Origin of the sequence: Aurantiacibacter atlanticus (assembly GCF_001077815.2) — a bacterium.
Lineage (GTDB): Bacteria > Pseudomonadota > Alphaproteobacteria > Sphingomonadales > Sphingomonadaceae > Alteraurantiacibacter > Alteraurantiacibacter atlanticus.
Window position 1 is genome coordinate 2,387,708 of the sequence record NZ_CP011310.1, and the last position, 12,022, is coordinate 2,399,729.

Annotated in this window: 12 protein-coding genes; 5 read left to right on the forward strand and 7 right to left on the reverse strand. The window is 57.9% G+C overall.

Annotation, left to right across the window (positions count from 1 at the left end):
* Positions 1–35: 35 nt before the first annotated feature.
* Complete coding sequence (locus CP97_RS11590; protein WP_048886077.1) at positions 36–728, forward strand: GcrA family cell cycle regulator; 693 nt, start codon at positions 36–38, stop codon at positions 726–728.
* A 390-nt stretch (positions 729–1,118) separates the two neighbouring features.
* Here the strand turns inward: CP97_RS11590 and CP97_RS11600 are convergent, their stop codons facing one another.
* Positions 1,119–1,871 (reverse strand): helix-turn-helix transcriptional regulator, encoded by a 753-nt coding sequence (locus CP97_RS11600; RefSeq protein ID WP_161485463.1) that lies wholly within the window; start codon positions 1,869–1,871, stop codon positions 1,119–1,121.
* A 221-nt stretch (positions 1,872–2,092) separates the two neighbouring features.
* Between CP97_RS11600 and CP97_RS11605 the strand changes: the two genes are divergently transcribed.
* A complete protein-coding gene (locus tag CP97_RS11605; protein ID WP_048886079.1) occupies positions 2,093–2,611 on the forward strand; it encodes a DUF1993 family protein in 519 nt (172 codons plus the stop codon).
* Positions 2,612–2,633: 22 nt separating this feature from the next.
* On the opposite strand, the gene CP97_RS11610 is transcribed toward CP97_RS11605, so the two are convergent.
* From CP97_RS11610 to CP97_RS11630, 5 genes are all read right to left on the reverse strand, one after another.
* A complete protein-coding gene (locus CP97_RS11610) occupies positions 2,634–3,317 on the reverse strand; it encodes a spermine/spermidine synthase domain-containing protein (protein ID WP_048886080.1) in 684 nt (227 codons plus the stop codon).
* A 343-nt stretch (positions 3,318–3,660) separates the two neighbouring features.
* Positions 3,661–5,967, reverse strand: a complete 2,307-nt coding sequence (gene pnp, locus CP97_RS11615) for a polyribonucleotide nucleotidyltransferase (protein WP_048886081.1) — start codon at positions 5,965–5,967, stop codon at positions 3,661–3,663.
* 221 nt (positions 5,968–6,188) lie between these two features.
* The gene (gene rpsO / locus CP97_RS11620) at positions 6,189–6,458 is read right to left on the reverse strand and encodes a 30S ribosomal protein S15 (RefSeq protein WP_048886082.1); all 270 of its coding nucleotides are present in this window, start codon (positions 6,456–6,458) and stop codon (positions 6,189–6,191) included.
* A 22-nt stretch (positions 6,459–6,480) separates the two neighbouring features.
* Complete coding sequence (gene truB, locus CP97_RS11625) at positions 6,481–7,467, reverse strand: tRNA pseudouridine(55) synthase TruB (protein ID WP_048886083.1); 987 nt, start codon at positions 7,465–7,467, stop codon at positions 6,481–6,483.
* A complete protein-coding gene (locus CP97_RS11630; RefSeq protein WP_048886084.1) occupies positions 7,460–8,179 on the reverse strand; it encodes a site-2 protease family protein in 720 nt (239 codons plus the stop codon). Before CP97_RS11630 ends, truB begins: the two co-directional genes overlap by 8 nt.
* Positions 8,180–8,280: 101 nt before the next feature.
* Between CP97_RS11630 and CP97_RS11635 the strand changes: the two genes are divergently transcribed.
* The 3 genes from CP97_RS11635 to CP97_RS11645 all read left to right on the forward strand — a co-directional run bounded on the left by CP97_RS11635 (position 8,281) and on the right by CP97_RS11645 (position 11,289).
* Complete coding sequence (locus tag CP97_RS11635) at positions 8,281–9,885, forward strand: AbgT family transporter (protein ID WP_048886966.1); 1,605 nt, start codon at positions 8,281–8,283, stop codon at positions 9,883–9,885.
* 196 nt (positions 9,886–10,081) lie between these two features.
* Entirely contained in the window at positions 10,082–10,576 is a 495-nt protein-coding gene (locus CP97_RS11640) for a flavodoxin family protein (protein ID WP_048886085.1), read from the forward strand.
* Between the two features lie 122 nt (positions 10,577–10,698).
* A complete protein-coding gene (locus tag CP97_RS11645) occupies positions 10,699–11,289 on the forward strand; it encodes a hypothetical protein (protein WP_048886086.1) in 591 nt (196 codons plus the stop codon).
* A 143-nt stretch (positions 11,290–11,432) separates the two neighbouring features.
* On the opposite strand, the gene CP97_RS11650 is transcribed toward CP97_RS11645, so the two are convergent.
* Positions 11,433–12,014: a thymidine kinase gene (locus CP97_RS11650; protein WP_048886087.1), complete on the reverse strand. Its 582-nt coding sequence runs from the start codon at positions 12,012–12,014 to the stop codon at positions 11,433–11,435.
* Between the last annotated feature and the right edge of the window lie 8 nt (positions 12,015–12,022).

Here is a 12,022-nt window from a genome sequence, read left to right on the forward strand (position 1 = left end):
GCGAAATGCGCGACCAAAGGACTGGAAGAAACTGCATGAGTTGGACCGAAGAACGCATCGCCACGCTAACCAAGATGTGGGAAGGCGGGTCGACCGCCAGCCAGATCGCCGATGAGCTGGGCGGAGTCTCACGCAATGCGGTGATTGGCAAGGCGCATCGGCTGGGTCTGAAAGCCAGGCCAAGTCCGGTTAAGGCAAAGGACGCGAAAAAGCCTGCCGCCAAAAAGGCTGCAACAGCGCCGCCTGCGGCGAAGCCAGCTGTGCGCAAGCCAGCCCCCAAAAGGGAAGCGGCCAAACCCGCACCACAGGAAGAGGCAAGCCCTGCCGCTGCCGCACCAGCAGCAAACTCGGGTACTAACAGCCAGCCCATCCCCAACCGTCAGGAAGGGCTGCCCAAGATCGTGTCATACGGCCCTGGCGGGTTTCTGCGGCAAGGCCCCGGCGATCAGCAACCGCCTATACCCCCTGCTCCGCCCCGCCGACTGGTGCCAGCCAAGCCCAGTCCTGAAATCGCGGACAAGACCAGCCTGCTCGATCTCAATGATCGCGTATGTCGTTGGCCGATGGGACATCCCGGAGAAGCCGATTTCCATTTTTGCGGTGAAAAGGTGAACCCGGGTTTTCCTTATTGCGTGGAACATTGCGGTCGGGCCTATCAGGCACAGCTACCCCGTGGTGCCCGACGTCCCCCGCCGCCACTCCCTTTCGGTGGCCCGCGCGTGAGATAAGGCTTCCCGGCAAGAGCGATCGATGCTCGGCCAGTATCGTTATGAAAAGCCCGCCGCGTCATTTCGACCGGCGGGCTTTTTCGTGCCAAAAAAACGCCCTCCCGGAAGGAAGTCCGGAAGGGCGTCGGGTGCGCCGCATGACCGCGTCATCCTTGAAATGATGGCCAAGGAGGTGGCCGCTTCGAAAGCGACTGAGTTATACGGCGAATTTTGGCGTCTCGGGTGTGGGTCCCGAGACGCCGAGACGGCAAACGATCCACGGTGCGACCCGAAGTCCCGTTTACGCCTCAGGAGTGCCATATATGAACGGTTCGCTACCGCGTCATGTTACGCGATCGCTTGATTCTGCGGGGAATTACAGCAATTTACATTTGCAATCGTCTTGCCGCGTCATGAGCCCTCTTCATCGCGCTTTCTTGCCAATTCGACCATATTTTTTACTTCATCGCTGGCGACAATCCCGAGCGAGTAGGCGCGCATGCATGCCGCAGTGCGGTCCGTAACCTGGAATTTGGCGAAAATCCGTCTGATGTAGGCGTCGATAGATGATCGTGAGACGCCGATGATCTTGGCCATCGCAGGATTGCTCTTACCCCCGCACATCCAGCTCAACACTTCCAATTCCCGATTCGAAAGCGGGGTGAGCTTGAAATTCTCTTTTACGATCTGGCAATATCGCTGGAAGGACACCTGCCCAACCTGGTGAACGGCAAGCAGCATCTCGTCCGAAGCCGGTGTGTCCTGCGACCATGTCATTCCTAGAAAACCTGCTCGGCCCTGCGGACCATAACAAGCGACACCGATGCCGCTTTCAAGACCATATCGGGCTGCTATTTTCATGAAACGCCGTTGTTGATCGGTCAGCTTTTCATAATCGATATCTCTCGGCCAGATGAAGGCGGCACTGACATGGATTGCGTGCTGAAGAATAGGATCGATCTGATGCAGCGCTGAACGATAATGGCGTGCCCACACCTTTGGCAGTCCCGCTTCGACAAGCACGCGCCCCGTTCGCGCATCGCGCACCAATGGCGCAACAAAATAGACCCGATCCGTGCCAAGAAGCATAGCCGCACGGATAACTGCGTCGCGCAGAGCACGAAAATTCTCTGCTACGCACATAGCGGCTAGTATTTCAGTCAATGCAGTTCTGGATATTTGCATTCAAAAGCCCCGCACTAGCTTTAAATCAACTCATTTCTACTCTCAATACACATGGAAGGCTAGAAGGCAGCGTCGGAGAATACTGCCATGTCCTGCCATGTGGAGCAATGCGGTATAACTTGTATAAGAGAGGTTCTGCTGCCAGTCAGGCAAGATTGAAACCGCCCTTTATTTAATTATGTGGGACTAGAGTTAAAAATATGTCATTTTCTCTTTATGAAGCCATCGTTCCTACGATGATTCAAATACTTCAAGCCGGACAGGGCTGGATCGCCAGTGCGAAAAGCTGTGGCATTGCGGAAGAAGAGCTCGCACAGACTAGGCTGATCGAGGATATGTTACCGTTTTCATATCAGGCCAGAAGTATGATCACGCATTCGGTTGGCGCAATCGAGGGCGCGCGAAAGGGCAGCTTTTCGCCTGATCTGGAAGAGGCGCCGACTGATCTGGAAACGATGCGCCTTGCCCTGGGTGCGGCCGAAAATACGATGCGTGCATTGTCAAAGGGCGAAGTCGACAGCTTCATTGACGGTGAGATGCATTTCACATTCCCGGCGCGCGAGATCGACATCCCCTTTGCGACAGAGGATTTTCTGCTCAGTTTTAGCCAGCCGAACTTCTTTTTCCACGCGACAACCGCCTATGGGATCCTACGGATGAAGGGCGTCAAGCTGGGCAAGACGGCTTTCATGGGACAATTGCGTACCACATTATCGTGACAATAATACGTGCGATCCCGGATCAGCCCCTGCGGCGGGCGAACCAGATCGTATGATGCGGGCCTTTGTTATTGGGCCGGGCGCGCACCCTGCGCACTTCCACATCGAGCCGTGCGTCTTTCAGCCGGCCGGTAAACTTGTGATCGGGCGCTGCTGACCAGATTGCGATAAGACCGCCGGGGTTCAAGGCATCTCGCATGCGGGCAATTCCCGTGCGCGTGTAGAGCCGTTCGTTCCCTTCCCTCACAATGCCGTCCGGCCCATTGTCGACATCAAGCAATATGGCATCGTATTTCGCGCTCGTGTCATCCACCGCATCATCGATGAGGGCAGCGACATCGGCCAGCACGATTTCACCGCGTGGATCGGTCAGACAGTCTCCGGTGAGATCGGCTAGCGGGCCTTTCGCCCATTCGAGTATTTCGGGCACGACCTCGGCCACGATGATAGCGCTTTCGGCAGGTGCGTAGCGCAGCGCAGCGCGATAGGTAAATCCCATGCCATAGCCGCCAATGAGGATTCGCGGCGCGGGGGTTTCAAGCCGTTCGAGCGTAAGCTGGGCAAGCTGTTCTTCGCTGAATTGCATGCGCGTGCCCATCAGTTCATCGCGGCCCAGCATGATGATGAAGTCCCGCCCGTGGCTCATCAATGTCAGCGTGTCTCCGCCAGGGATCTGGGCGGTGGCGATTTCTTCACGAGGCAACATTCTTCAATTCCCCAGACCCGGTACGAGCCATTTTTTCAGCCCGAAGTCCGGGGCCGGTGTCGATAGTCGGATGAAAAGCGCGGAAGTCCAGGATTTCATCACTTCCCCTCGGTCTTATACGATTGCGCGGCTTCGAGGAGTGGGAGGTTTAAGAAATTCGCATTTTTTACGAGCGTTCGCCCTTGTCTCCCCTCCTCAAAGGTGCCCCGCAATTGAAAGGGCCACCCGGACATTTGCCCGGGCGGCCCCTTTCGCTGTGCTATCGGCATGTAAATACCGCCAGCAAAGTGTGAGCAGACGGGATCGAAGGCCAGTGCGCCTCCGCCCCCATCTGCAATTGGTTTTAGTCGTCCTTGAGGAAGGCAGGCATGTGATCGGCATTGCCGCCAGCATCATTACCGCCGCGATCGCCGCCACGGCCACCACCACCGCCACGCGGGCCACGGTCGCCGCCACGGCCACTGCCGCCGCCACGCGGACCACGACGATCGCCGCCACGGCCACCGCCGCCGCCGCCTTCACGCTTTTCGCGCGGGGGACGTGTGTCTTCCAGCTCTTCGCCGGTTTCCTGATCGACGACGCGCATCGACAGGCGGACCTTACCGCGCTGGTCGATTTCGAGCACCTTGACCTTCACGTCCTGACCTTCGGAGACGACATCGGTCGGCTTTTCGACACGTTCGTTCTTCATTTCGGACACGTGGACGAGACCGTCCTTGCCACCCATGAAGTTCACGAATGCACCGAAATCGACGATGTTGACGACCTTGCCTTCGTAGATCTTGCCGACTTCGGCTTCTTCCACGATGCCTTCGATCCACTTTTTCGCGGCGTCGATCTGATCGCTGTCGGAAGAACTGATCTTGATCACGCCTTCATCGTCAATGTCGACCTTGGCGCCGGTTTCGGCGACGATTTCACGGATGACCTTGCCGCCTGTGCCGATAACGTCACGGATCTTGGCCTTGTCGATCTGCATGGTCTCGATACGCGGAGCATGGCGGGAAACCTCGCCACGGGCAGTGCCCAGTGCCTTGGTCATTTCGCCCAGGATGTGCGCACGGCCTTCGCTGGCCTGAGCCAGTGCGGTCTGCATGATTTCCTGCGTGATGCCGGCAACCTTGATGTCCATCTGGAGGCTGGTGATACCGCGTGCGGAACCGGCCACCTTGAAGTCCATGTCGCCAAGGTGGTCTTCGTCACCCAGAATATCCGAAAGGACGGTGTAGTCGTCGCCTTCGAGGATGAGGCCCATCGCAATGCCCGATACCGGGTTCTCGATCGGGACACCGGCATCCATCATCGCCAGACAGCCGCCACATACTGTTGCCATCGAGGACGAGCCATTTGACTCGGTGATGTCGGACAGAATGCGGATGGTGTATGGGAAGTCTTCATGCGCCGGCAGAACCGGGTGCAGAGCGCGCCATGCGAGCTTGCCGTGGCCGGTTTCGCGGCGGCTGGTGAAGCCGAAGCGACCCACTTCGCCGACCGAATAGGGCGGGAAGTTATAGTGCAGCATGAAGTGGTTGTACGAAAGGCCTTCCAGCCCGTCGATCATCTGCTCGGCATCCTTGGTGCCCAGCGTGGTGGTGCAGATCGCCTGCGTTTCACCGCGCGTGAACAGCGCCGAACCGTGCGTACGGGGCAACAGGCCAACCATCGCCTCGATCGGGCGGATTTCGTTGGTCTTGCGGCCGTCAATACGCTGGCCTTCCTTGAGGATGGCACCGCGCACGATTTCAGCTTCCAGCTTCTTGACCGCCTTGTTGGCGCTCATCTGCGTCTGCCCTTCAGCATCGGCATAAGCTTCCTTGGCCTTGGCGCGAGCAATATTCAGCGCATCGGAACGCTGAGATTTGTCGGTCAGCTTATACGCTGCGGCGATGTCATCGCCCACGATTCCGCGCAGGTTTTCCTTGATCGCGGAAGTATCGTCCGAAAGATCGACTTCCCACGGATCCTTGGCAGCCTGTTCGGCCAGATTGATGATCGCACCGATAACCTTGCGGCTTTCTTCATGTGCGAACATTACCGCGCCGAGCATGACGTCTTCGCTTAGTTCCTTGGCTTCGGATTCGACCATCATCACCGCATCATTGGTGGCGGCAACGACAAGGTCGAGTTCGCCTTCGTCAAAGATGGTGTTGACGCTGGGGTTGAGGACGTATTCGCCATCAACATAGCCGACGCGCGCGGCACCGATCGGGCCCATGAAGGGCAGACCGGAAATGGTAAGCGCGGCAGATGCTGCAATCATTGCAACAATATCTGGCTCAGTCTCGCCATCATAGGAAAGAACCTGCGCAATCACGTTGATTTCGTTGTAGAAACCTTCGGGAAACAGCGGACGGACCGGACGGTCGATCAAACGGCTGGTGAGTGTCTCTTTTTCCGTAGCGCGGCCTTCGCGCTTGAAGAAGCCACCGGGGATGCGACCCGCGGAGGAGAATTTTTCCTGATAGTGGACGGTGAGCGGGAAGAAATCCTGGCCCTCACGCACACTCTTGGCAGCGGTCACGGCGCACAGCACCACGGTCTCGCCATAAGTGGCCAGAACGGCGCCGTCAGCCTGACGGGCAATCTGACCGGTTTCGAGGGTGAGGGTTTTGCCGCCCCACTCAATCGATACGGTTTTCTTGTCGAACATGTATTATCCTTTACGAACCCGCGCGCCATATTGCGCATCGGGGCCTACAGTTTCCGGGTGAGCCGTCCCGGTCCGGTGTGGGGCCTTGTGTGCCCCGGGCCCCTTCACCGGAATGTGAAGGATGCCATTATCATGCGCGCCCCGCTCGTTATCGTCAGCATGTTGCAGGTTCGCGAATGGACGAAGGGGCAGCCCGTTGGAGCCGCCCCTTCGAAAAAACCTTACTTACGCAGGCCCAGCTTCTGGATCAGGGCGTTATATCGCGCCAGATCCTTTTTCTTGAGATAGGCCAGCAGCGAGCGACGCTTGTTGACCATCTTGAGCAGGCCGCGACGCGAGTGGTTGTCCTTATGGTTGCCCTTGAAGTGGTCGGTCAGGTTACGGATACGTTCCGTAAGGATCGCGACCTGGACTTCGGGGGAGCCGGTATCACCCTTGTTCTGGGCGTTTTCGGCGATGACTTCCTGCTTGCGTTCTGCGGTAATCGTCATTGAATTCAAACCTTTCGCAGTATCATGTGCAATTAAAACCCCGCACGATTCGCATCGTGCCCGACGTTATCTCCACCAAAGCCACCGGGACATCGCCCTGCTTTGCCAGATATAGCCCGTCGGTATGGGCCATTTCGGAAATGACCCGGCCCTGTCGGGCCGCCTGCGCGCTATCCGGATCGAGGGTCAGGGCCGGGATACCGTCCAGCCCCGCCTCCAGCGGCAGGAGGTGGTCTTGAAGTGGCGCGCCCTTACCGATTCCATTCAGATTGTCCAGCGAAATCGCCTGTTCTTCGGTGAACGGGCCGGCCTGCAAGCGCCTGAGATAGGTGACATGACCCACCGTTCCAAGGGCATGTGCGATGTCGCGCGCCAGGCTGCGGATATAGGTGCCCTTGGAAACGCGGGCCACTAGCGTCACGCTTTCAGCCAGTTCGAGCGGCATCTGCGGATCATAGGGATCGGGACGTCCTGCCGTAGTGGCAAAAGCGGAAACACCTTCCACCCGCAAATCCGGCCCTGTAAAGGCCAGCGATTGGATCGTCACGCGCCGCGTTTCCAGCTCCACCTCCTCCCCTGCCCGTGCAAGGTGATAGGCGCGCCGGCCGTCCACTTTCAGCGCGGAGTATTTTGGCGGGACTTGGTCAATCTCTCCGGTAAAATGTTCGCAGATCGCAGACACGGCAGCCAGTGGTGGGCGGCGGTCACTGGTGGCGACCACTTCGCCCTCTGTATCGAGCGTGTCGGTTTCCTCGCCAAATTGCACGGTGAATTCATAGGTCTTGCTGGCATCGAGCATGCGGCCTGCCAGCTTGGTCGCTTCTCCCAGGGCAATAGGCAACACCCCTTCGGCCAGCGGATCAAGCGTGCCGCCATGCCCCACCTTGACCTTGCCATAGCCCGCCTCGCGCAGATTGCGCTTCACTGCGCCGACCGCTTGTGTCGAGCCGAGCCCGCGCGGCTTATCGAGCACCAGCCAGCCATCGGGTGCCACTTTATTGTCAGCCATGCGAAACCCAGTCTGCCAGCGCCAGATATTTGTCGAGCGCCCATCCCACCGGCACTCCGATGGTATTTTCCAAAACGCCCAGTCCCGGCGCAAACCATGTCAGCGCCACCAATCCGAAGAACAGGAACATGCCATAGGGACGCAATTTCTCGTAATGATGCACCCAGCGCCTTGGCATCGCGCCTTCCACGATATGCGATCCGTCAAATGGAGGAATAGGCAATAGGTTGAAGATGGCGAGGAAGACATTGATGAGGATGAAATAGAACGCTCCGCTGGCAAAAGGCGCAACGCTTCCGTCAGCACCGGCGATAAGAGACATGCCTGTATCGCCTGTCGTCATGCTGGCCCCCGCGGGCAAGGCAAGGCCCAGCAGCACAGCGCCCATAATTCCCAGCAGCAGATTGGTCCCCGGCCCCGCAGCTGCCACTACCATCATGCCAAAGCGCGGATTATCCAGCCGCCCCTGCCGCACCGGCACCGGTTTTGCCCAGCCGAATATCGGACCACCCACCACGGCCAGCATCCCTGGCACCAGCAGCGTGCCGATAGGATCGACATGGCGGATTGGATTGAGAGTCAGCCGGCGCTGCTCCTTTGCGGTGGGATCGCCCAGCATCAGCGCCACCCAGCCATGCGCCACCTCATGAAAGACGATGGCGATAATCAGGCTGGGAATCAGGATGCTTGCGAGAAGAAGCGTGTCAGTCATTGCAAGGCTAGATGGGGAAGGCGGAGGCAAGGGTAAAGACCTGCGATGTTTCGCGTGTTAGCCCATCGCCTGAAACAGGACGGAAAAAGGCAGGCCGTGAGATGAACACCAGCGCCAACCCAGCCCCCGCACAATCACAATCCGGCTTTCTCGGCTGGATAGAACGCACGGGTAATCGTCTGCCTGACCCTGTTCTGCTGTTCGTGTGGTTCATCATCATCCTTATGACGATTTCGGTCGCGGCAAGCCTCGCGGGCTGGTCTGCCGAGCATCCCGCAGAAACTGATCCCGATACAGGCGCAGCGCGTATCGTCTTCGTCGAGAGCCTGCTTTCCGAAAGCAATCTGCGCCGCCTGCTGACGCTGATGCCCGAGACCTTCACCCATTTTCCGCCGCTGGGCATGGTGCTGACCGTAATGCTGGGCGCTGGCGTGGCCGAGCGATCCGGTCTGTTCGCCGCCGCCATGCGCGCCAGCCTTGCCAAGGTATCGCGCTTCTGGATGACACCTGCGGTCGCCATCATTTCCATGGTGAGCAACCATGCCGCCGATGCCGCCTTTGTAGTGATGATTCCGCTTGCCGGCATCATCTATCATGCGGCCGGACGCCATCCGCTGGTGGGCATCGGCGTGAGCTTTGCCGCGGTTTCCGGTGCGTTTTCCGCCAATCTTTTCCCCGGCCAGCTGGATGCATTGCTGCTGGGCATAACGGAGGCGGCAGTGCAAACCGTATTCGGCGATTACACCGCCAATATCGCGGGCAATTGGTTCTTCATCGCGACCATGACACTGGTCTATCTGCCGGTTATCTGGTTCGTGACCGATCGCGTGATCGAGCCGCGCCTGGGTATTTATAACGCGGCACTGGCCGGGGATGGGCCGGATGCGGAAGAGGAAGACCTGCCAGCCCATGCCACGCCTGATCAGCGGCGCGGTCTGCTGCACGCCTTGCTGTGGGTCATAGGTCTGATCGCCCTGTGGACCTTTCTTACCATTGGCCCGGTAGCGCCGCTGGTGGACCCTTTGGCACCGCCGGAAGGCCGCCTGACGCCATTTTATCGTAGCCTGCTTCCATTCTTCCTGCTGGTCTTCCTCTTGCCCGGCTGGGCCTATGGCCGCGCGGCAGGCACGATTGGCGGCCACCGGGATCTGATTGGGATGATGGCGGAGGCGATGAGGGATATGGCCTATTACCTTGTCCTCAGCTTCGTGGCGGCACATTTCGTGGCGATGTTTGCATGGTCCAATATGGGCCTTGTGCTGGCCGTAACCGGGGCAGATGCGCTGAAGGCCAGCGGATTGCCGATGTGGGCGATGCTGGTTGCTATCGTCCTGTTCGGCGCAATGCTCAATTTACTGATCGGCTCTGCCAGCGCGAAATGGGCAGTCATGGCGCCGGTGCTGGTGCCTATGCTGATGCTGCTGGGCGTTTCTCCTGAAATGGCCACGGCCGCCTATCGTGTGGGTGACAGCGCAACAAATATCATCACCCCGCTGATGGTCTATTTCCCGCTCATCCTGATTTTTTGCCAGCGTTGGCAGAGAGATTTTGGCCTTGGCAGTCTGACTGCGATGATGATGCCCTATTTCTTCGGTATCATCAGCGCAGGACTTGTTATCACGATTATTTGGGTGGTGTTCGACCTACCATTGGGGCCGAGCACGGGCGTATTTATCGACGTGCCCTCTGCCACGCCCGGAGGGTGACACAAGTGACACGGTGTCACCCTCCGCGAAAGGCCCGTGATGCCCGCAAATCCACCATTTTCGCGCCCTATTGGCAGGGTGACACTTTCCGTTGAGAAAATTTCTGCGCCTGTGATCGATATTGTCAGAGAACAGGTTTTGCCCCTGCCCCGCGCCAAGGCTTGTAGGACAGGCGATAGGACGTAAGCTGCGACATATGGACAAGACGCTAGCGATCATCTGGTACAGTTATACCGACGGCAGCCGTCAATTGGCCGAGGCCGCGCGTGACGGCGCGCAGGAGGCTGGCGGGGTCAATCTGCGCTATCTGGCGGCAAAAGACGCTCAAACCGCAGACCTGCTGGATGCCGACGGCTACATCTTCGCCTGCCCTGAAAATCTCGCTGCAATTGCAGGGGTGATGAAAGCCTTTTTCGACCGGACATATTACGGCGTGCTGGGTAAAATCGAAGGCCGACCCTATGCCGCCATGATCTGCGCTGGATCGGATGGGACCAATGCGCAGCGCCAGCTGGAACGCATCGCAACGGGCTGGCGGCTGAAGCGCGTAGCGGAGACGGCGATCTTCAACACGCATGCGCAAACGAAAGAGGAAATCCTCACACCAAAAGTGATTGGCGAGGCGGAGCTGGCGGCAGCGCGGGAATTGGGCGCGACGCTGGCCGCAGGGTTGGAGATGGGAGTGTTTTGAGCTGCTCAGAGCAGTTGATCATGTGATTGTAGATCAGGTATTTAGAGAAAGATCTATAAAGTCAGAGTTCTGCAATCGTGGTGGAAAGCTGACAGTCTGCTTATCTTCTGATGTAGGCGGCAATGGTTATTTCGATCGACGGATCAGCTAAAATATCTAGGATTATATTTGAGGTGATTGTGGACGAATCTTCTTGGCGTGAGATTGAGAACAAGCCTGGCTTCGACTGGTACATTGAGGCCAGGCGCTATTTACATGCCGCCGAGGTGCTACGTGAAAGCGCCGAGTACCAGTGGGTAAATACTCCAACACTGCACCTTCTTGCTCATGGCAGCGAGTTATTGCTCAAGGCCAACCTAATTGCGAGCGGTTGTGCGGTAGAGGTAGCCAAAACATTCTGCCACAATATTTGGGAGCTCTGGCAAGACGATCGAAGCGCGTCACTTCGGGCTGAAATTCTGAAGGGAGTAGACGAAGAATGGGCAGCAGCCAAAATGAATCCGGCGTGGCAAGATACTTTCGACGAGGAAGGCGCCGTTCTTTTTGAGGAATACCTCAAGCGTCTGAGCGCTCTTCACACCAAGGAGACAGGCTTTGCACTGCGCTATGTCCGTTCCGAGGGAACTCGCGTGCCTAAACCACATTTTCTTGGTCCGGTCATGTATCGAGTTGCGGATCGACGCGTACGGGCAATGACACAAGCGAACCAGTGATGGAACGCGCGACTGCGAGAATGTCTGCTTTACGTATGGTTGTACGCCATGTCAGACCGCAGCAACTAGGTAGTTAGCGCAAGGCCGCCTCTCGGTCTGAAGATACAAACCTCTGACATCAAATCTGCGCTAAGCACCGCATATTATCGATACATCTTCAGCGACTGCGCAAAGTGCCGCCTGCATAGCGCGACGTAGCGTTCATTCCCGCCGATTTCGGTCTGGGCACCCTCGCCTACGGCTTCACCTGTATCGGATACACGCAAATTCATCGTTGCCTTGCGGCCGCAATGGCAGACCGCTTTCAGCTCCTCAAGCGAGTCCGCAATGCCCAGCAACACGGCGGAACCGGGGAAGAGATCACCTCTGAAATCGGTGCGCAGGCCGTAGCACAGCACGGGAATATCGCCCTCGTCCGCAAGCCGCGCGCATTGCCACGCCTGCAAGGCGGTGAGGAATTGCGCTTCGTCAATCAGTACGCAGGCGAGTGGGTTTTCCTCGTGAGAATCCATCACTTCGCGCCACAGATTCGTGCCGGGTGTAAACCGCCGCGCCTCAGCTGAAAGGCCGATGCGGCTGGCGATGGGATGATCAGCGCGGTTATCTATCGCGGCAGTCCATAACATCGTCCCCATGCCGCGTTCACGATAGTTGAAATCGGCTTGCAACAGCGTAGTCGATTTACCGGCATTCATGCTGGCATAATAGAAATAGAGCTTGGCCATAGTCAGCG

Coding starts and splice junctions, on each gene's coding strand:
- CP97_RS11590 (WP_048886077.1), top strand. CDS start 36: ATGAGTTGGACCGAAGAACGCATCGCCACGCTAACCAAGATGTGGGAA.
- CP97_RS11605 (WP_048886079.1), top strand. CDS start 2,093: ATGTCATTTTCTCTTTATGAAGCCATCGTTCCTACGATGATTCAAATA.
- CP97_RS11610 (WP_048886080.1), bottom strand. CDS start 3,317: ATGTTGCCTCGTGAAGAAATCGCCACCGCCCAGATCCCTGGCGGAGAC.
- pnp (WP_048886081.1), bottom strand. CDS start 5,967: ATGTTCGACAAGAAAACCGTATCGATTGAGTGGGGCGGCAAAACCCTC.
- rpsO (WP_048886082.1), bottom strand. CDS start 6,458: ATGACGATTACCGCAGAACGCAAGCAGGAAGTCATCGCCGAAAACGCC.
- truB (WP_048886083.1), bottom strand. CDS start 7,467: ATGGCTGACAATAAAGTGGCACCCGATGGCTGGCTGGTGCTCGATAAG.
- CP97_RS11630 (WP_048886084.1), bottom strand. CDS start 8,179: ATGACTGACACGCTTCTTCTCGCAAGCATCCTGATTCCCAGCCTGATT.
- CP97_RS11635 (WP_048886966.1), top strand. CDS start 8,281: ATGAACACCAGCGCCAACCCAGCCCCCGCACAATCACAATCCGGCTTT.
- CP97_RS11640 (WP_048886085.1), top strand. CDS start 10,082: ATGGACAAGACGCTAGCGATCATCTGGTACAGTTATACCGACGGCAGC.
- CP97_RS11645 (WP_048886086.1), top strand. CDS start 10,699: ATGGTTATTTCGATCGACGGATCAGCTAAAATATCTAGGATTATATTT.
- CP97_RS11650 (WP_048886087.1), bottom strand. CDS start 12,014: ATGGCCAAGCTCTATTTCTATTATGCCAGCATGAATGCCGGTAAATCG.